Annotated in this window: 19 protein-coding genes; 9 read left to right on the top strand and 10 right to left on the bottom strand. The window is 62.5% G+C overall.

All coding sequences use genetic code 11. The annotated features are described in order from the left end of the window. Positions 1 to 83 precede the first annotated feature (83 nt). The 3 genes from GOB93_RS08580 to GOB93_RS08570 all read left to right on the top strand — a co-directional run bounded on the left by GOB93_RS08580 (position 84) and on the right by GOB93_RS08570 (position 2,255). Positions 84 to 1,184 carry a retroviral-like aspartic protease family protein gene (locus GOB93_RS08580; protein ID WP_173583088.1) on the top strand — a complete coding sequence of 367 codons (1,101 nt, stop codon included), beginning with the start codon at positions 84 to 86 and terminating at the stop codon, positions 1,182 to 1,184. 195 nt (positions 1,185 to 1,379) lie between these two features. Continuing rightward, complete coding sequence (gene ykgO / locus GOB93_RS08575) at positions 1,380 to 1,505, top strand: type B 50S ribosomal protein L36 (RefSeq protein WP_025886195.1); 126 nt, start codon at positions 1,380 to 1,382, stop codon at positions 1,503 to 1,505. A 15-nt stretch (positions 1,506 to 1,520) separates the two neighbouring features. After that, complete coding sequence (locus tag GOB93_RS08570) at positions 1,521 to 2,255, top strand: tetratricopeptide repeat protein (protein ID WP_242010642.1); 735 nt, start codon at positions 1,521 to 1,523, stop codon at positions 2,253 to 2,255. Positions 2,256 to 2,326: 71 nt separating this feature from the next. Here GOB93_RS08570 and GOB93_RS08565 read toward each other — a convergent pair whose 3' ends face one another. From GOB93_RS08565 to GOB93_RS08550, 4 genes are all read right to left on the bottom strand, one after another. Further along, positions 2,327 to 2,671, bottom strand: a complete 345-nt coding sequence (locus tag GOB93_RS08565) for a hypothetical protein (RefSeq protein ID WP_173583087.1) — start codon at positions 2,669 to 2,671, stop codon at positions 2,327 to 2,329. Positions 2,672 to 2,771: 100 nt separating this feature from the next. After that, a complete protein-coding gene (locus GOB93_RS08560; protein WP_173583086.1) occupies positions 2,772 to 3,260 on the bottom strand; it encodes a TspO/MBR family protein in 489 nt (162 codons plus the stop codon). 147 nt (positions 3,261 to 3,407) lie between these two features. Then, positions 3,408 to 3,959, bottom strand: coding sequence for a Dps family protein (locus GOB93_RS08555; RefSeq protein ID WP_173583085.1), 552 nt, complete (start codon positions 3,957 to 3,959; stop codon positions 3,408 to 3,410). Positions 3,960 to 4,155: 196 nt separating this feature from the next. Beyond that, on the bottom strand, positions 4,156 to 5,037 hold the full coding sequence (locus tag GOB93_RS08550) for a tRNA1(Val) (adenine(37)-N6)-methyltransferase (protein WP_173583084.1): 882 nt from the start codon (positions 5,035 to 5,037) through the stop codon (positions 4,156 to 4,158). Between the two features lie 56 nt (positions 5,038 to 5,093). Here GOB93_RS08550 and GOB93_RS08545 point away from each other — a divergent pair, with 56 nt between their 5' ends. Further along, the gene (locus GOB93_RS08545; RefSeq protein WP_408742375.1) at positions 5,094 to 6,239 is read left to right on the top strand and encodes a polyprenyl synthetase family protein; all 1,146 of its coding nucleotides are present in this window, start codon (positions 5,094 to 5,096) and stop codon (positions 6,237 to 6,239) included. A 208-nt stretch (positions 6,240 to 6,447) separates the two neighbouring features. On the opposite strand, the gene murI is transcribed toward GOB93_RS08545, so the two are convergent. Together murI and GOB93_RS08535 are read right to left on the bottom strand one after the other, a co-directional pair. Next, positions 6,448 to 7,317 carry a glutamate racemase gene (gene murI, locus GOB93_RS08540; RefSeq protein ID WP_173583082.1) on the bottom strand — a complete coding sequence of 290 codons (870 nt, stop codon included), beginning with the start codon at positions 7,315 to 7,317 and terminating at the stop codon, positions 6,448 to 6,450. A gap of 8 nt (positions 7,318 to 7,325) precedes the next feature. Then, the gene (locus GOB93_RS08535) at positions 7,326 to 8,081 is read right to left on the bottom strand and encodes an orotate phosphoribosyltransferase (protein ID WP_173583159.1); all 756 of its coding nucleotides are present in this window, start codon (positions 8,079 to 8,081) and stop codon (positions 7,326 to 7,328) included. Between the two features lie 162 nt (positions 8,082 to 8,243). Here GOB93_RS08535 and GOB93_RS08530 point away from each other — a divergent pair, with 162 nt between their 5' ends. Both GOB93_RS08530 and GOB93_RS08525 read left to right on the top strand, forming a co-directional pair. Next, positions 8,244 to 9,161: an ELM1/GtrOC1 family putative glycosyltransferase gene (locus GOB93_RS08530; protein WP_173583081.1), complete on the top strand. Its 918-nt coding sequence runs from the start codon at positions 8,244 to 8,246 to the stop codon at positions 9,159 to 9,161. A 151-nt stretch (positions 9,162 to 9,312) separates the two neighbouring features. Continuing rightward, positions 9,313 to 9,549, top strand: coding sequence for a hypothetical protein (locus GOB93_RS08525; protein ID WP_173583080.1), 237 nt, complete (start codon positions 9,313 to 9,315; stop codon positions 9,547 to 9,549). Positions 9,550 to 9,972: 423 nt separating this feature from the next. On the opposite strand, the gene gltA is transcribed toward GOB93_RS08525, so the two are convergent. The 4 genes from gltA to GOB93_RS08505 form a co-directional block, all read right to left on the bottom strand. Further along, the gene (gltA, locus tag GOB93_RS08520; protein WP_173583079.1) at positions 9,973 to 11,286 is read right to left on the bottom strand and encodes a citrate synthase; all 1,314 of its coding nucleotides are present in this window, start codon (positions 11,284 to 11,286) and stop codon (positions 9,973 to 9,975) included. Positions 11,287 to 11,435: 149 nt separating this feature from the next. Beyond that, positions 11,436 to 11,972 (bottom strand): SixA phosphatase family protein, encoded by a 537-nt coding sequence (locus tag GOB93_RS08515; protein ID WP_242010641.1) that lies wholly within the window; start codon positions 11,970 to 11,972, stop codon positions 11,436 to 11,438. Further along, positions 11,969 to 12,322 carry a chorismate mutase gene (locus GOB93_RS08510; RefSeq protein WP_173583157.1) on the bottom strand — a complete coding sequence of 118 codons (354 nt, stop codon included), beginning with the start codon at positions 12,320 to 12,322 and terminating at the stop codon, positions 11,969 to 11,971. Before GOB93_RS08510 ends, GOB93_RS08515 begins: the two co-directional genes overlap by 4 nt. Positions 12,323 to 12,534: 212 nt before the next feature. Then, on the bottom strand, positions 12,535 to 13,311 hold the full coding sequence (locus GOB93_RS08505) for a metallophosphoesterase (protein ID WP_173583078.1): 777 nt from the start codon (positions 13,309 to 13,311) through the stop codon (positions 12,535 to 12,537). A 374-nt stretch (positions 13,312 to 13,685) separates the two neighbouring features. Here GOB93_RS08505 and GOB93_RS08500 point away from each other — a divergent pair, with 374 nt between their 5' ends. The 3 genes from GOB93_RS08500 to GOB93_RS08490 all read left to right on the top strand — a co-directional run bounded on the left by GOB93_RS08500 (position 13,686) and on the right by GOB93_RS08490 (position 18,084). Beyond that, positions 13,686 to 15,203 (top strand): acetyl-CoA hydrolase/transferase family protein, encoded by a 1,518-nt coding sequence (locus GOB93_RS08500; RefSeq protein ID WP_173583077.1) that lies wholly within the window; start codon positions 13,686 to 13,688, stop codon positions 15,201 to 15,203. Positions 15,204 to 15,503: 300 nt separating this feature from the next. After that, positions 15,504 to 16,901 carry an MFS transporter gene (locus tag GOB93_RS08495; protein ID WP_173583076.1) on the top strand — a complete coding sequence of 466 codons (1,398 nt, stop codon included), beginning with the start codon at positions 15,504 to 15,506 and terminating at the stop codon, positions 16,899 to 16,901. 28 nt (positions 16,902 to 16,929) lie between these two features. After that, entirely contained in the window at positions 16,930 to 18,084 is a 1,155-nt protein-coding gene (locus GOB93_RS08490; RefSeq protein WP_173583075.1) for a glycerate kinase, read from the top strand. Positions 18,085 to 18,196: the final 112 nt, after the last annotated feature.

Raw genomic sequence — 18,196 nt, 5'->3', positions numbered from 1 at the left:
AGGCAGGGCAGCAAGCGCCATATCTGGCAGACTGACAAACTGGCAAACCGGCAGAACAGCAGACGGAGAGAGGCGAAAATGGTATGAACGGTAAAACCGGCGACCGGTCCGGCATGGGCCAGACAATATCTCAGGCAGCGTCCCGGACGCGCGCACGGAAATACCGGACCACCACCGGCTCTCAGCCGGCCGCCCGCAGAAAAATCGGCACCCTCTTCTCCCTGTGCGCGACCCTGCTCGCCGTCAGCGCCTGCCAGAGCGGTCCGGAAACCTGTGAAATCGGTCGGATCGGCCCTCTTCCGGTCCTGAATGACACCCGTTCCCCGATCGTCAGAATCACACTGAACGGCAAGCCCGCCGCAATCATCGTCGATACCGGCGCATCGTTCTCTCTGGTCACGGCCGACGCAACCAGAGAGTTCGACCTCGCCTATACAGGGCAGTACGGAACAATACGCGGCATCGCCGGCTTCACCTCCGCGTCCGTGGTGCGCGCCGATAAAATGGGGCTCGGGGACGCCACAGCGTCCGATACGCTGTTCACCGAAACCAGCGTGCATATGGGTCATATCGCCGGCCTGCCGGTCGTCGGACTGTTCGGAGCGGATTTTCTCGTGAATTACGATGTAAAGTTCGATCTTCCCCACAGGAAAATCACCCTCTACCGGATGCAGGGATGCAGCTCGAAAGACATCGTGTGGCCTCATCCCGTCGATGCCGTGCCGCTTGAACCGGAGGACGGAAACAAATTCCTCGTGCCGTTCAGGATCAACGGCCAGCCCATCGACGCCATTCTCGACAGCGGAGCGTCGCGGACGGTCATCAAACCATCTCAGGCGCGAAAAGCCGGCGTCACCCGGGACATGCTCGCCGGCGACCGCGAAGGTGTCGCCCGCGGAATCAGCGACGACAAACTCGTCTCCCATCTTCACCGGTTCGATACGCTCGAAGTGGGACCGAAGAAGTATCGCAACCCCTGGCTGGTCGTAGCGCCGCTTGAAACGGATACGGCCCTGCTCGGCGCCGATTTCCTGCGTCATGTCGTCGCCTGGCTGTCCTGGTACAACCGGACCCTCTATATTGAAAAACCGCACCCGGACGGCTCCCCGGACCCGGCGGGAACCACCACCCCGAACCCGGCAGGAGAGCCGGCAGGGCAGGGGACACAGCAGACCAGCCCGTAAACCATGTCACGCCCCGTTATCCGGACGAAAATCTCCCTCGCGTATCACGGTCGGGGGAGCACTGGCGGAACACCGCTCAGGCCGCATCCGTCCCGGTAAAAGCCCGGTTTGCATTGACTTTGAAGGTGTGGCTGCGTATGTCGCAGCAGCTTTTCATGCAAGCAGCCTGCTGGCTGACGGATAAAGAGACGGGTTATGAAGATCAGAAACAGCCTCAAATCGGCAAAAATCCGCGACAAAGACTGTCGCGTCGTGCGTCGTCGCGGTCGCGTCTACGTCATCAACAAGAAGAACCCTCGCATGAAAGCCCGTCAGGGCTGAAAAGCAGGATCGTTCTTGTCGCGTTCCGCGCCTTTACAAACCTGCCTGTCAGCCCGCATCGCACGGCTGACAGGCAGGTTTTTTCTTTCCGGCTCAGGGAAGACACCCGGACGTCTCGCCGCCGCCTCCGTTCTGGTCATGCTCACACCGGCAACCGGAGCCGTCGCAGCTCCGGCGCCAGTTTCATCCCCGCTCTCATCTCCGGCCCCCGTCGGTAAGCCCGCTCCCCGAAATCAGGCGGCAGCCCCGACCAGTCCCAAAGCCACGCAGCAGTCCCGCGAGAAGGAGCTGGTGGCAAAGCTGGCAAAAGCCGGAACCGAGGCCGAAGCCGCCGATATACGGTCAGAACTCGAAGCTCTGCGGACGAAACCTCTGCGCCCCACGACGATGCTGCTGCTAAGGCGCGCCACACGCGAACTCAGCGAGCAGAAACCCGCCGACGCTATCGAAGATCTGGGGGCGGCCCTTGCTCTGCAGAGCGATGCCGCTGTCCTATGGCGTCTACGCGCCCAGGCGAAGCTGGCCGGCGGCGACACCGATGGCGCGGTCAGCGATCTCGGCATCGCCGTCCAGCACGATGCGGACGATGCGGTGAACTGGGAAACCCTGACCGCCGTCGAAGAAGCCCGCTCAGACGGACCGGCGGCATTCAGAGCATGGCAGCGGGCCATGGAACTGGACCCGAAACTGCCAGGCGCTGAAACCCGGCTCGAAAAACTCCGGCTAAAAGCTTTCGGTCAGCCAACCTGACATTACCCGGCCATACGCGCCGGAGCGGGCCGCAGTCCCGCTCACTCCCGGCCGTCGCCTCTGTCTGCGTCTTATTGCGGATTCGTCATTCCCGACGGTGATTTCGATGCCGGCTCATAAGCCTTGTCCGGATTCGTGCTGTCAGGCTTCGTCACCGGCACAGCCCGCCCACCCGGAGCCGGCGGAATCGTGCCGGGCTGTTCGCGCTTCACCTGATCCGTGCTCGGCAGACGCTCCGAAGGCTGAGTCTTCCGTCCGTGCCACATGGATGACTTCGAAGGCTTGCCAACCTGCTGCGCCGCACTGTCCGCCGTCGGCTTCGGAGCATTCTGAGAATCGGAAGTCGACTGAGCGAAGGCCGGAGAAATAAGAGTGACAGTCACTCCCGCAATCGCGGCCAGCTTAAGAATACGCATAGTAATAAGTCCTGAAAAACTGTGAAAAAGGGACATGGACTCAACGCGCCGGATGCGCCGTTGTTCCGGTAAAGACCACCGGAATTTCAGATCGCGAAAATTATATCGCGCGATTGCGACGCCAGACTTCACGCTGCAGAACACAGGTGAAAATCAGCATCCCCAGCAGAGGCAATGTCGGGGCAGCGACCTTTCTCCCCGTCGCCGCTGTCGTCGCCGTCAGCACCGTTCCCGCGACAAGCGTTCCCGCCGTCACGCCAAAGGCGAGCCCGGGACGGCGCCAGCCGAACATCACCTTCGGGAACAGCGAGGAACCGATCACCGTCGCCAGCCACGCCACAATCGCGTGTCTGCGATTCCGTGAAGGCGGAGCAGCGATAATACGAACCGCCGTGCGAAGAAGGGAGGCATCCAGAAGAGTTCCGAGGATTCCCAGAACAGGGCCGGGCGGCGCATACCACGGCTTGTTCAGGGACCGGTACCACTCGCGCGTCGCCGGATGGGCCGAGGTCGGATTATAGCGCCGTCCGGCAACCTGCACGGCCCCGGTGCCAAATCCCGCCAGAGTAGTCGCCAGCAGTCTGAACATGAATGCACCCTTTCCTCGCCATGACGACCAAACGACCGGCCGGAGAAAAGGATGCATCGGCGAAATCCGGAAGAAACCGGCCCGGTATTCCGCAAAAAAAGTGGTCAGGCTGAAATACCCTGACCACACAATCTCATTTCATAACGCTCAGCTGTTGATGCCGAACGTGTTGCGCGAAGCCTCGAACAGGAACCAGGTGCGCTTTTCGCTCTCATCGATCCAGTTTTCGAGCAGACTCGTCGTCGCGCAGTCGCCGACATCCGAAGTCAGAGCATGAATCTGCCGCATCTCGGAGACGAGCTGCTTGTTGTCCTCACACAGCTCAGCCAGCATGTCGTTCGCGTCGACATATTCGGCATTGTTGTCCTTGATGCGCTGCAGCTTCGCAATCTCACCGATCGAATGCAGCGTCATGCCGCCAATCCGGCGCGCACGCTCCGCAACCGTATCGGTCATCGCGAAAAGCTCGGCGCCCTGATCGTCAAGCATCAGATGGTAGTCCCGAAAATGCCGGCCACTCAGATGCCAGTGAAAATTTTTCGTCTTCATATAAAGCGCAAATATATCGGCCAGGAGCGCCCGCAGCGCCGCCGAAATATTCTCGACGCCTTCTTTGGGAAGGTCGCTCGGCGTACCGAGGAAATGATGCACCTGAGCTGCGCGTGCGTTCTCTGCTTTAGAAGAAGGTGATTTCGTCATTGCTCTTTCCATCAACCTGATCTGGCCTTCTGTCCGTCAGACACCCGAACGGCACCACGGAGCGAGGCAGGATTAAAACATGGTCATCAGTGGCCACGACGCAAAGGCAGACGCCCGACATTCATCGCTGTCAATCTGACGGGAAAATTATCATCTGACGGTAACACGCACCGGGACGCGGGGTTTCACCCGCACATCAAAAAGGTGTGAACACCTGCACCCTGCGCTGCGTCGCCCGGAAAGACTCCGGAAACAGGGCATGACCGTCGCGCAGCACGGACTCCGCTTCGGGCGTAAAACCACCTCCCCGGTGATGCAGCACCAGACCGGGAAGAAGCCGCGAGCCCGACCGTCCGTGCAGCCTGCCCCGGATCAGAATGATCCGCGCCTCCCGGCCAGGCTCCGGCCATAAAGGCACGATCTCCGCACTCCCGATGTCGCTCGCCTCGCACGCCGCCAGCGCCGGCGCCGCAAGATCAGCCGGAAGCGCCAGCGTCAGGGACCCTTTCGGCCGCAGCAGAGAGGCCAGAGCGGAAATCCAGGCCGGAATCGTGTCCTGCCGCGCCCGTTTCGCCGTGTCACGACGACCCTCCGGAGACGGCGTCGCATCGACCCGATGCCAGGGCGGATTGGCGAAGGCGTGATCGAATCGGCGGCCCATCGGGACCATATCCGCCTCACAGCCACAGGATGCGGTCACACCGGCCAGAGTCCGGCGGAGAGACGGGCTGGTGATATCGGCATTGACGAGCGTCAGCGCGTCACGGTGATTGGCATGGAAATTTTCATCCGCCAGCCGCGCCGTCGCCAGATCGAGCTCGACCCCGAATCCTTCCAGCCCGGATACACGCTGCGTCAGGCACAGCAGGCCCGCTCCCGCGCCACAGCCCGCCTCGATGACACGCTCCCCCCGGCGCGCCGGAACGAGAGCCGCCATCAGAACCGGCTCCAGCCCGCTCCGGTAACCCGTCCGGAACTGACGGTACCGTACCGTCCCGCCCAGCAGCGTACCCTCCGTCGTGTCGGGAAGGCTGGCGGCAGGAGCCGGGGTTGCAGGGTGTGCAGCTTGACCGTCCATTGACCGCCGCTCATATGGTTGCACTAACAGGGTATCCTGCCTCGGGAGAAAGTCGTTTGCGCGTTGCAGTCAATCTGCCGGAGACGGAAGGCACCGCAAGTCCAGATGCAGAAATCCGGTCCGGGATTTCAGGCTCTGATGAGCGTGCGGTCAGTGACTCCGGTTCCGGCGCTCAGAGTGGTGAGTCGGCGCTGAAAGCGCTTGCGGACTATCTTGCCGACGACATGCTCGCCTGCAACCGGGAAATTATCGCCCGGATGCAGAGCGATGTCCCGCTTATTCCGCAACTCGCGGCCCATCTCGTGGCCGCCGGCGGAAAGCGGCTCCGGCCCCTCCTCGTCCTCGCCGCCGCGCGACTCGCCGGATACGAGGAACAGGGCGAGGCCATGCGCCATATCGGCGTGGCCGCCTGCGTCGAGTTCATCCACACGGCCACCCTGCTGCACGATGACGTCGTCGATAACAGCCAGCTCCGCCGCGGCCTCGCAAGCGCCAACGCCGTGTTCGGCAACAAGGCCTCCGTCCTCGTCGGCGATTTCCTCTTCGCACGCGCCTTCCAGATCCTCACCGCCGATGGCTCGCTGCCCGTCATGGCAATCCTCTCCGCCGCGTCAGCCACCCTCGCGGAAGGCGAGGTCATGCAGATGACCACCCAGAACGACCTCTCCACATCGGTGGACCGGTATCTGCAGGTCATCTACGGCAAAACAGCCGCCCTTTTCGCCGCCGCCTGCGAAACCGGCGCGGTCGTCGCGGGCGCGAACGACGAAACACGGGAAGCGCTCCGGCTTTACGGCGCCAATCTCGGCATGGCGTTCCAGCTCGTCGATGACGCGCTCGATTACGCAGCCGATCAGGCCGTGCTCGGAAAGACCGTCGGCGACGATTTCTTCGAGGGAAAAGTCACCCTGCCGGTCCTCGCGGCCTATCACGCCGGAGACGAGGAAGAACGGGCCTTCTGGCTTCGCACCATCGAAAATAACGATGAGCAGAAAGAAGCCGATCTCGGACGCGCACTGGAGCTGATCGCGAAAACGAACGCCATCGACGTCACCATGGCCCGCGCCCGGGACTACGCCGATGCGGCCTGCGAGGCGCTCGACCGCGTCTCACAGACCATGAAAAAAATGACGGTTCACACACAGCCGCTCAGACAGATGCTCATGGACATCGCCCGCTACACGGCCACCCGCAGCCGGTAAAATCTCTCCAGCCAGAACCCGGCGATCAGAAGGCTGTTTCTGTATTTTGCAAACGGGAGACAGAAGCAGGGCTCCGTCCTTCACCCCTTTGTTTTTAACAAGCCGGGATCAAAGGGACCGCGTCTCTTTGTGGGGTCCGGGGCAAAGCCCCGAAAGCCACTGTTCCTGGTATTTGCAAAGAATACAAACACCATCAGAAGATAGCCGATCAGATCGGGGAAACCGCCACGGCCGGCTGCCACAGGCTGAATCCTGTGTAACCGAAGCGATGAAGACCGGCCTCCAGCTCCGCTGCCCCGGCCGGCTCCGCCGTAAACCAGGCCGAGCCTTTACTCTCACTGAAAACCGGAACCGCCGCGCGATCCACGCCCAGCACCGTCGCCGTCTGCCGCGCAACCGCCGCCGCAGGGTCGAGCCAGGCAACTCCCTCAGGCGACGCCGCCCGGAACGCATCCATCAGAAACGTGTAATGCGTGCAGCCCAGCGCGACCGCATCGATCTTTCCGCCCTCCGGACGATCGGATAAACCCGCCAGCGCCCGCCGGATCAGTTCCGGATCAGCCGGCGCCCCGCGAAAAACCGCCTCCGCGCAGTCCGCCAGATGGCGCGCCCCATGCGCGATCAGCGTGCAGTCAGGCGCGAACCGTGCCTGCAGCGCCGCCACATAAGGCCGCCTGACCGTCGCCGTGGTCGCCAGCAGCCCGATCACGCGGGTCCGGCTGAGACGCGCCGCCCACCGGATCGGCGGAACACAGCCAATAACCGGAACCGGACAGACACCGCGCAGTGCCTCCAGAGCCAGTGTGCTGGCCGTATTGCATGCAATCACCACCGCATCGGGCGAAAGCCGGGCAACCGCGTCCTGAATGAGCGATACAATCCGCGCGATCAGAAATGCGTCATCCTGCTCCCCGTAAGGATAGACAGCCGTGTCCGCGAGATAGTCGATCTCCGCCGAAGGGAGCGCATCACGCAGCGCCGCGACAATCCCAAGCCCGCCAATGCCGGAATCGAAAGCCAGGACACGAAGCGTCACACGGGAAGACGTCCGGCCCCCGGCCTGATAACCGTCCCGCATCACCAGGATCAGGAATCGCGCGCCGTCTTCAGCGCCAGCGCCTCTTCCAGGCTGCCAACCCCGCCATGCCGCTTCGACCAGCCACAGGGGTTCTCAAGGAACCGGCGCACCTCCGCCGCTGCCTCTTCCGAGAAATAAGGCCGCTCGGCACAGGCCTCCAGCACATCCCACCAGGTGCACAGGGAATGCAGTCCAATCCCCATATCGGCCAGAGTCCGGTGCGCGCCCGGAAACACGCCATAGAAAAACACCACGAACGTATGATCGACAATTGCACCCGCGTCGCGCAGCGCCTTCGCAAAACCGATCTTTGAGGCGCCGTCCGTCGTCAGATCCTCCACGAGGAGCGTGCGCATGCCTTCCGGAACATCGCCCTCAATCTGCGCGTTACGACCAAAACCCTTCGGCTTTTTGCGCACATATGCCATCGGCGTCATCATCCGGTCGGCAAACCAGGCCGCAAACGGAATGCCCGCCGTCTCGCCGCCAACCACCGCATCGATGCTTTCATAGCCGACATGACGACCGATCTTTTCAACGCCCAGCTCGACGATCTTCTTCCGCGCGCGAGGGAAGAAGATGATCCGGCGGCAATCGATATAAACCGGAGACTTCCACCCGGAGGTCAGCGTATAAGGGTCTTCGGGACGAAAATTCACAGCTTTGATTTCAAGCAGAAGCCGCGCGGTCGTGAGCGCCGCGTCACGGTCCCATGCCGATGCATCATTGCCGAGAACCGATTCCTGTCCGATCATGCGTCCCATGTCCCTTTCTCCTCGCGCGCGTTCACCGGCGATGTCGTGGCATAGCTGCACACGGGCAGAAAATCCATTCTCCGCCGCACCGGAGCCGGCCGGCCCCGCCCTGGCGCGCGGCATGTTCCATGCTCCGGAAACCGCCCGGAGACGCTCCGGACTTCTCCCGTCATGATGGTGCAGGAAACAACCTGCGATGTCCCGCTCTGGGTCATCGAATCGGGCCGCTCCGGAAACGCCGGCCCCGCTCATGCGCTCGCAAGCCGGTTCGGCTGCTCCTTCCGCCGCATGCGGGACCTGTCAAACACGGAAGCAGCCTGGAAACCTCCGCGACTTGTCCTGACTTCCGGCGCCGGCGCCGGATTTGCCGGCCTCGCCCTGCGCCGGCGCTTCGGCAGTCCGGTCGTGCATTGCAGCGCCGGCCGTCTTTCGGCGACTCTCACAGGAGGCCGCCCGTTCGACGCCGTGATCCTCTCGCTGATGCACCACAGCGACCGGCGCAGCGCTCACATCATCCCGGTTCTCGGCTCCCTGACGATCGTATCGGCCGAGCTTTACAGACGCGCCCGCCGCCTCTGGATGGAACGGCTGGAACACCTGCCGGAACCACGGATCGCCGTGGTGCTGGACGCCGCAGGCCACTTCACCCCGGCCACGGCCGACGAGGCCGCCCGGATTCTTGGAAGCGCGGTCCGCGATTATCGCGGTTCCGTGCTGCTTTCGGTCGCCGAAGGCGTGCCGGAAGAGGTGGCGGACACATTCGTCGGCGCACTCGGTTCCTGCTACAAGCTCGTATGGCGACACGGCGAACCCGACGATAACCCGACGCTGGGATTTACCGGCTGCGCGGACGCCATCGTGGTCTATGGCGGCCGCGCAGTCACGCTGTCTGAGGCCGCCGCCAGCGATATTCCTCTGTTTCTGGGGGAACCTCCCGACCGTTTCGGAGCAGGCAACCGGCTGGCGCGCGCCCTGATCGCCAATGGCTACGCCAGAGTCTTCGAAGGCGATTTTTCTCCCTGGCCACGTCAGCCCCTTGATGAAGCCAGCCGTGTCGCAACAGTGCTGAGAGCACGGTTCAGCCTTTAGCGACCCCTCCGGTAAAATCTCCTGTCCGGGACGTGAACAGATAAACGCACAGATAAGCGCCGTGAACAGGGCTCGCCTCTTGCGCGCATGGCCCCACACCCGCTACACTCTCCGAAGTTGCAAATGATTATCACTTTGAGGACAACCTGCTGTGGTCGAAACCAGTCGGATTGCGCGGAATTGCGAACGGGCTGTCGTTACGGCCTATCAGGAACTGAAGCTTGTCGGGACAAATGATGTCTCGGCCTTCAATGCCTGCACGACGCTTTATCGGATTCACCATCCGGAATCGTCCGTGAACGAGGCACGGAGACTCGTTTCCGAGTGGATCGATCATCACGTCGTCAAAAAAGACCCCGGCCCGACCTCTGGATGCGACTGTCCCTGACAGGCCGACAGCAGACAAACGAATAAACGGCTCCGGAAAAACCGGGGCTTTTTTTTACGCGTTTGTATATTGTGCAAATATACAGGTGCAGTGACTTCTCAGGGCTTTGCCCCAAACCCCACAAAGGGACGCAGTCCCTTTGATCCCGTCTTATTAAAATCAAAGGGGTGAAGGGGTCTGCGACCCCTTCCGGGTGCAGGGCAGAGCCCCGCTCTGTTTTCCGCCTGCAAAATACATATTTCGTGTCACAAACCATCCGGACATCGCACCGGACAATCCGTCACATAAGCAGGGCAGGGGAACTGTCACACCCGGACCACGTTGCGCTTGTCTGGGATTCCGCTCCTTTCTCCGGACCGCTTCACAAAAGCCGCCCGGAGAAAGTTACCGGAAACCGGAAAACAACTCCCCGGCAGTCAGAAATCAGGACCGGCGGTCAAGCGGAACCATGTCGCGCCTGTCATAGCCCATATAGAGCTGACGCGGACGGCTGATGCGCTGACCCGGCTCCTCGATCATTTCCTTCCACTGGCTCACCCAGCCCGTGGTCCGGGCAACAGCGAACAGCACAGTAAACATGCTGGTCGGAATACCCATCGCCTTCAGAATGATGCCCGAATAGAAGTCCACATTCGGGTAAAGCTTGCGCTTCACGAAGTATTCGTCATTCAGCGCGATATTCTCAAGCTCGACAGCCAGATCAAGCAGCGGATCGTCCTTGATACCCAGCTCTTTCAGAACCTCGTGACACGTCGCCTGCATGATCTTCGCGCGCGGATCGAAGTTCTTGTAAACACGATGCCCGAAGCCCATCAGCTTCACGCCGCTGTTCTTGTCCTTCACCTTGGCGATGAAGTCCGGAATATTCTCTTTGGACCCGATCTTCGCCAGCATCTTCAGAACGGCCTCGTTCGCCCCGCCATGCGCAGGCCCCCACAGCGCCGCAATGCCCGCCGCGATACACGCAAACGGATTGGCGCCCGTCGAGCCGGCCAGACGGACCGTCGAGGTCGAGGCGTTCTGCTCATGATCCGCATGCAGGATCAGGATGCGATTCATCGCCCGCGCCAGAACCGGGTTGACCTTGTACGGCTCGGACGGACGCGCGAACATCATCGAGAGGAAATTCTCGGCGTAGTTCAGGTCATTGCGCGGGTAAACGAACGCCTCGCCGATCGTGTATTTATACGCCCATGCAGCGATCGTCGGAATCTTCGCGATCAGCCGCATCGCCGACAGATCACGGCTTTCCTGACGGGAAATGTCGTTGGCATCCGGATAGAACGCAGACAGCGCGCCAACCGTGCCGCACAGAATGGCCATCGGATGCGCGTCACGGCGATAGCCGTTGAAGAAATTCCGGATCTGCTCATGCAGCAGCGTGTGGTTGGTCAGCGTGCTGACAAACGCTTCATACTGCGTCTTGTTGGGCAGCTCACCGTTCAGCAGCAGATAGATGACTTCCGGATAGGACGCCTGCTCCGCCAGCTGCTCGATCGGATACCCGCGGTGCAGCAGCACACCCTTATCGCCATCAATAAAGGTGATTTTGCTCTCGCACGACGCCGTCTCGCCGTAACCCGGATCGAACGTAAAAATGCCCAGATCGGCTGTTATACGACGAATATCCACAACGTCGGGACCAAGCGTTCCTCTGAGAACTGGAAGCTCAGCCGAACCGTCCCCAAGTTTGATGCTGGCGGATTTCCCCGTCACTGCTGTCTGCGACCCGCTCATGGCGTTACTCCTGCAACAATCTGACCACGCGTCCTGCGACGGTGGCGTCACCGACGTTTGTCTCTGATCGGGCGTTAATCCGAAAGCCGTTGAAGGCCCCCAAACCCGTCACCTTGTTGAGAGGCGACCCGATCAGAGCGATTTTCGGCTCAATTTTGCGAGAACGACTCAAGCCAGGCTGTTTTCGGTCCGAGCCCCTTCCACGCGAGCGCAATCGATTCCTGCTTCTCGACCTCGACACGAAACGACGCCAGCGTCCCCAGCCCGAAATCCGATTCGAGCGCCGTCTCCACACCGTTCAGATACCGCGCAAGGGCCGGAAGACCGGGATTATGACCCACCAGAAGAACCGTATGCAGCACGTCCGGCGTCACCCGCAGACGCGCCAGCAGTTCATCCGGCGCCGCCAGATAAAGCGTGGGCTCGATCCGGATCTCAGGCCGCGCATTCTGCCCGAACGGCAGCAGGCCGGCATAGGTCTGCCGCGTGCGCAGAGCCGGACTGCATAAAACCAGATCCGGAACAATGCCGGCTCTCCGCATCATCTCGCCCCGCTGCCGCGCCAGCCGGTGCCCCTCATCGGTCAGCGGGCGGGCAAGATCGGCCGTCGTGCTCAGATCGCCGGCCGGCGCCGGCTGAGCCTCGGCATGACGCAGCAGCAGCAGACGATGCGCGACAGGCTTCAAGGCCGGGCTTCCACAGCAGCACTCTCACGGGCCACATCAGCATGGGCGGCGTCATCACGGGCAATGGCCTCATGATGACGGATGACCTCGCGAATAATGAAATTCAGAAACTTCTCGGCAAAATCAGGATCGAGCCTGGCGTTCCTCGCCAGCTCACGCAGCCGCGCGATCTGGCGCGCTTCCCTGTCCGGATCAGCCGGCGGCATCTTATAACGGGCCTTAAGCTCACCGACAGCCTTGGTGCAGCGAAACCGCTCCGCCAGCATCGCAACCAGCGCCATATCAATATTGTCGATGCTCTGCCGCAACGCAGAAAGCTCCGCGACGGGATCACCGCCCCCGGCAGCCATTATCTGCGTTTCTTCATGCGAATCAGCCGTCACGCCACTCCATCCCGTTCTGTGCTCCCGACTGCGTATCATCGCGTGCTCATTCTGCCCCGCGAAGTCAGGGAACACCCATTCACCACGTCGTGAACATCAGTGTCAAAACGCCCGGACGCGGAGCCGCCGGACCCGCTCTGTCCTGATCTCCATCAGCAGCCACACGCCCGCAACCGGAATCAGGACAGAGCGGGGGAGGGCGTCGGCCAGTCCGATGTCGGCTGAGCCGGATAATCCGGAACGTCCGCAAGCTCCTCCGGCAGATCGATCCATGCCAGATGGCCGCCCTTGCCCGCGCCGGTATCGACAAACACCGCCGTCCCGCCCGACCGCCCATGCCGGACCCAGGGCCGCCCGTCCGTCGAGCGCCGGTCATGCCCGCAATAAACAGTATGCCCGGCAGGGATATGATCCACCCAGTTGAGGCGCCGCTCCGGATACCCGTCAGGCTGGGTCGCTCCCGTCACCTCGCCGAACAGAGCCCGGGACAGAAGATGAGAGACGCTGCCAAGACCGAGATGACACGGCTCCGCCAGCATTCCGGTGTGAAAAGCGGCATGGACGAAAATACGCCGGCCCAGCTTCAGCCATGTCGGCGCCTCCTGAAACATCGGCAGCGCCCGCTCCAGAACATCGGAATTTTCCGGCTCGATCAGCTGCCCGATCGTGGCCTCAAGCGGCGCGTCCCGGCGCAGCTTGCGGCCCATCAGGGCACGCCCGAGCTTGCGGTCATGATTGCCCAGCAGAAACAGCCCCCGGTCCTCATCGAGGATCGACGCCATCAGTCGCAGCGCACCCGCGCTGTCCGGCCCGTAATCGACAAGATCGCCAAGCTGCACAATGAAACGATCCGTCGCCGCCGCATGCCTGAATGCCTCAAGATCTCCATGAACATCGCCCACAACGCGAATGCGGCGACCAGCAACCCTGCGGCGGAAGTCTGTTTCATCGTACATTGCACGCTCACCACGTCATCACACTGTTATATGGGCCGTCTTCTCAGATGAGCGAGGGCAGACAGCACTTATTTCCTGTACTATAGCGTGCATCGTACCCCTTTGGTCCCCCCCTGTTCACGGGATTTCGATCGGAAACCTCCGTCATTTGCGCCTGTGCACAACCATGTGACGCGCCTTGAGACGGAATTTGCGCGTAGATGTGCGGGCAAAGATCGCGACGGCCGAACGGCACGGCGACATGGTTCCGCATAACGGAAATCATGACACCGGGGCTCCGCCGGATCACGCCACCGCAAGCCGCCGGCAGCATCAGGCTGCCCCCGCGGACCGGCTGGCGACGGGAAACACGATGTTGGACAGGACCGTTTTTCATGACTGATCGCATCCGCAACCAGGCGTTGCGCGCTAAGGAAATGCCGGCCACCGCCGCCGCCGAGCTCATCGGCAACGGGGACACGCTCGGAACCAGCGGCTTCACCGGAGCAGCCTACCCGAAAGCCGTCCCGATGGCGCTGGCCGAGCGCATCAGCGCCGCCCACGCAAAAGGTGAGGAATTCAAGGTCCGCCTCGTCACCGGCGCCTCCACCGGCCCGCAGATGGACGGCGCGCTCGCCAAGGTCCACGGCGTCTCGTTCCGCTCGCCGTTCAATACCGACGCCGCGATGCGTAACAACATCAACTCCGGCGAGACCGAGTATTTCGACACCCATCTCGGCCAGGTCGCCCCGCGCTCCGTCCAGGGCAATTACGGCGAGTTCGACTTCGCCATCGTCGAAGCCACCGCCATCACCGAAGACGGCGGCATCATCCCCAGCTCCTCGGTCGGCAACTCCCAGACCTTCATGGATCTCGCCAAACGCGTGATCATCGAAGTCAATTCCTGGCAGCCCGAAGGCCTGGAAGGCATGCACGATGTCTGGCGCGGCAATGTCAGCGGCGTTCCCTCGCGCGACATCATTCCGATCCGCAATGCCGATGACCGCATCGGAGAGAACTTCCTCCGCGTCGATCCGGCCAAAATCGCCGCCATCATCCGCACCGACGATCCGGACCGCAACGCGCCCTTCGCGGCGCCCGACGCACACGCGAAAGCCATCGCCGGCCACCTGCTCGAATTCCTTGAGCACGAAGTCAAAAAAGGCCGCCTGCCGCCAAACCTCCTGCCGCTGCAGTCCGGCGTCGGCAACGTCGCCAACGCTGTGCTCGAAGGCCTGAACGAAGGTCCCTTCGAAAACCTGATGGGCTACTCGGAAGTCATTCAGGACGGCATGCTGAAAATGCTCGACACCGGGCGCATGAAGATCGCGTCCGCGACCTCCTTCTCGCTCAGCCCGGACGCCGTCGAGGAAATCAACCGGCGCATGTCCTTCTTCCGCGAGAAGATCATCCTCCGCCAGCAGGACATCAGCAACAACGCCGAAGTCATCCGCCGCCTCGGCTGTATCGCCATGAACGGCATGCTCGAAGCCGACATCTACGGCAACGTGAACTCCACTCGTGTCATGGGTACGAAAATGATGAACGGCATCGGTGGTTCCGGCGACTTCGCCCGCAACTCCTACCTGTCGATCTTCCTGTCCACCTCGACCGCGAAAGACGGCAAGATCTCCGCCATCGTCCCGATGGCGGCGCATGTCGATCACATTATGCAGGACAGCCAGATCATCGTCACGGAATGCGGCCTCGCCGACATGCGCGGTCTCGGCCCGGTGCAGCGTGCCGAACAGGTCATCAAAAACTGCGCACACCCGACCTACAAGCCGATGCTCGAAGATTACCTGACCCGCGCGAAACGCGATTCCTGGGGCAAGCACACCCCGCATCTGCTGAAAGAAGCGCTCTCCTGGCACGAACGCTTCGTCGAAACCGGCACCATGATGCCGGGCTGAGACCGCCATCCGGGATGCTGTCCCGGATCAGAAGACCAGACGATCTGACTCTGGCCGATCCGGCCAGACCGGATCGTCTTCTCCGGCAGTCCATATGCTGCTTCGCGGAACAGACCGCACAGAACAGGACCTTCGGGTCCTGTTTTCGTTCAGCCCGCCCGTAATCAGGACCTGGCGCTCCGTATCCGGCACACGCCCGGACACGTTCATGCGAAGAACGCATAATAATGATTTGCGAGGTTGCGATCCCGCCAGCGGAATGAGAGAGTTCCTGACAAAAGAAGAGTTGGATACCAACCCATGTCAGAAACCGGGAGTGCTGCCAGTGCCGTAAGTGCCAGCAGCGTCGCCGCCAGTGCCGCCGCCATCAGTGCCAGCGCACCGGGTGACCGCCCGGCGGAGCAGACCGACATCCTTTTCCGGCGGGCCGTCTTCCGGATCGTGCCGTTCATCTTCATCTGCTACCTGTTCAACTATCTTGACCGGGTCAATGTCGGCTTCGCAAAGCTGCAGATGGCCGACGCGCTCGGCCTGAATGACCGGCAATACGGATTCGCCGCCGGTATTTTCTTTCTCGGCTACGTCGCCTGCGGCGTCCCCGGCAATCTGATGCTCGAAAAATTCGGCGCCCGTCGCTGGATCGCCACCATCATGGTGACATGGGGCGCGCTGTCCGCCGGTCTCGCCTTCGTGCACAACGCCGGCGAATTCTATGTCCTGCGCTTCCTGACCGGAGCCGCCGAGGCCGGTTTCTTCCCCGGGCTCGTGCTCTATCTGACCCGCTGGTTCCCCTCACGCCAGCGCGGCCGCGTCATGGCTCTCTTCATGGTCGCCATTCCGCTCTCCGGCGTCATCGGCGGCCCGCTCTCCGGCTGGATCATGTCCTCTTTCGCGGCTCAGGGTGGACACACACAGAGCGGCCTCGCCGCCTGGCAATGGCTGTTCCTGCTGCAGGGCATCCCCACCATCCTCCTTGGCCTGGCCGTGATCTTTCTGCTCAGCGAAGATGTCGCAGGCGCTCCCTGGCTGAACGCCCCGGAGCGTGCCGCGATGCAGGCGGCGCTCGCCGAAGACGGCCGGAGCACGCAGCCCGGAAAAGCCGGGACTTTCGCCCAGGCGCTGCGAAGCCCGTGGATCTGGGCCATGGGCTTCGTCTATTTCTGCGTGCAGAGCGGAGTCTACGCGATCAGTTTCTGGCTGCCGACCATCGTGCAGGCCAGTTTCGGCTCTGACATGCAGGCCATAGGCTGGCTCAGCGCCATCCCCTATCTCATCGCCGCCCTCGTGATGCTCGCCACCGGACGTTCCGCGGACCGCACCGGAGAACGGCGCTGGCACCTCGCCGGTCCGATGCTGCTCGCCGCCACGGGGCTGGTCATGGCGTCCCTGAACGGAACGTTCGGCCAGCATCCCTCGCTCGCCCTGCTCGGCCTTTCGCTCGGCGCCTCCGGCGCTCTGACCGGACTCGCGATGTTCTGGCCCCTGGCCTCGTCATTCCTCGGCGCCGAAGCCGCCGCCGGCGGCCTCGCCCTGATCAATTCAACCGGCCAGATTGCCGGATTCGCCAGCCCCTGGATCGTCGGATGGATCAGACAGGCCACAGGCAGCACCGATTACGCCCTGATTCTGCTCGCCGCTGTCATGGCCGGCGGAATCGCCATCGTATTGTGCAGCCCGAAACCCGGAGCCGCCCTATGACCCGCACCGCCCCCAACGGAGGATTTTCATGAAAATCGCGATCGTCTGTGATTCCTTCAAGGAAAGTCTCTCCGCCCTGCAGGTCGCGGACGAAATCGGAGCCGGTTTCAGCGCCGTTTTCCCAAATGCGGATTACATCAGACTCCCCGCCGCAGACGGCGGCGAAGGCACCGTCGAGGCCATCGTGACCGGAACCGGCGGCCATGTCGTGAACCGCACCGTCACCGGCCCGCGGAACACGCCCGTCGAGGCGTTCTTCGGCATCACCGGAGACGGCCGGACCGCCATCATCGAAATGGCCGCCGCATCCGGCCTGGCGCTCGTACCCGAAGACCAGCGCGACCCGCTCAGCGCCACAACGCGGGGCGTCGGCGAACTCGTCCTCGCCGCGCTCGACGCCGGCTGCAGTCATATCATCATCGGCCTCGGCGGAAGCGCCACCAATGACGGCGGCGCCGGCTTCGCCCAGGCCCTGGGCATCTCCCTGAAAGACGCCGACGGCCAGGAACTCGGCCCCGGCGGCGCCCCCCTGGCCCGGCTCGCCACGGTCGACATCACGAATCTCGATCCCCGCCTGGCGGATGTGACGCTGGAAGTCGCCTGCGACGTGGACAATCCCCTGCTCGGCCCGGAGGGCGCCTCCGCCATCTTCGGTCCCCAGAAAGGCGCCACCCCCGCCCATATCGACATTCTTGACGCCGCCCTGTCCCGCTACGCCGCCCGAATCAGCGCCGTTCTCGACAAAGACATCGCCACGATACCCGGAGCAGGCGCGGCCGGCGGCCTCGGCGCCGCGCTCCTCGCCTTCACGGACGCAAAAATGCGGCCAGGCGTCGATATCGTCATGGAAGCCCTCGACCTCGCCTCCATTCTCGCCGACGCGGACCTCGTCATTACTGGAGAAGGCCGGATGGACGGCCAGACCATCCGGGGCAAAACACCGGTCGGCGTCGCCCGCGTCGCAAAACGCCTCGGCAAGCCCGTCATCGCCATCGCCGGCTCACTCGGCGCCGGCGTCGATAAAGTCTGCGAGGCCGGCATCGACGCCGTCTTCGGGACGGTCCAGAGACCCGGCACTCTGGCGGATATCCTCACCGAATCCGGCGAAAGCGTGCGACGCACCGCCCGCAACGTCGCCATGACACTGAAGCTCGGCGCGATGCTCGGAGAACAACCTCTCTGACACCGAGCCGGCAACGAAGACCCGCCATAAACCCCACAGCCAGACCAGATGTCCGGCCTCTGACCAGAGGCATCCTCCAGTACATTGCGGGAGGGAGGTATATCCCGGCAAA

Origin of the sequence: Acetobacter musti (assembly GCF_011516835.1) — a bacterium.
Taxonomy (GTDB): domain Bacteria; phylum Pseudomonadota; class Alphaproteobacteria; order Acetobacterales; family Acetobacteraceae; genus Acetobacter; species Acetobacter musti.
Note: the sequence above shows the minus strand (reverse complement) of the source record. Positions and strands in the feature narration are given on the sequence as shown.

Coding starts and splice junctions, on each gene's coding strand:
- gltA (WP_173583079.1), bottom strand. CDS start 11,286: ATGAGCGGGTCGCAGACAGCAGTGACGGGGAAATCCGCCAGCATCAAA.
- GOB93_RS08535 (WP_173583159.1), bottom strand. CDS start 8,081: ATGGGACGCATGATCGGACAGGAATCGGTTCTCGGCAATGATGCATCG.
- GOB93_RS08555 (WP_173583085.1), bottom strand. CDS start 3,959: ATGACGAAATCACCTTCTTCTAAAGCAGAGAACGCACGCGCAGCTCAG.
- GOB93_RS08495 (WP_173583076.1), top strand. CDS start 15,504: ATGTCAGAAACCGGGAGTGCTGCCAGTGCCGTAAGTGCCAGCAGCGTC.
- ykgO (WP_025886195.1), top strand. CDS start 1,380: ATGAAGATCAGAAACAGCCTCAAATCGGCAAAAATCCGCGACAAAGAC.
- GOB93_RS08560 (WP_173583086.1), bottom strand. CDS start 3,260: ATGTTCAGACTGCTGGCGACTACTCTGGCGGGATTTGGCACCGGGGCC.
- GOB93_RS08490 (WP_173583075.1), top strand. CDS start 16,930: ATGAAAATCGCGATCGTCTGTGATTCCTTCAAGGAAAGTCTCTCCGCC.
- GOB93_RS08565 (WP_173583087.1), bottom strand. CDS start 2,671: ATGCGTATTCTTAAGCTGGCCGCGATTGCGGGAGTGACTGTCACTCTT.
- GOB93_RS08580 (WP_173583088.1), top strand. CDS start 84: ATGAACGGTAAAACCGGCGACCGGTCCGGCATGGGCCAGACAATATCT.
- GOB93_RS08510 (WP_173583157.1), bottom strand. CDS start 12,322: ATGGCTGCCGGGGGCGGTGATCCCGTCGCGGAGCTTTCTGCGTTGCGG.
- murI (WP_173583082.1), bottom strand. CDS start 7,317: ATGCGGGACGGTTATCAGGCCGGGGGCCGGACGTCTTCCCGTGTGACG.
- GOB93_RS08505 (WP_173583078.1), bottom strand. CDS start 13,311: ATGTACGATGAAACAGACTTCCGCCGCAGGGTTGCTGGTCGCCGCATT.
- GOB93_RS08530 (WP_173583081.1), top strand. CDS start 8,244: ATGATGGTGCAGGAAACAACCTGCGATGTCCCGCTCTGGGTCATCGAA.
- GOB93_RS08500 (WP_173583077.1), top strand. CDS start 13,686: ATGACTGATCGCATCCGCAACCAGGCGTTGCGCGCTAAGGAAATGCCG.
- GOB93_RS08550 (WP_173583084.1), bottom strand. CDS start 5,037: ATGGACGGTCAAGCTGCACACCCTGCAACCCCGGCTCCTGCCGCCAGC.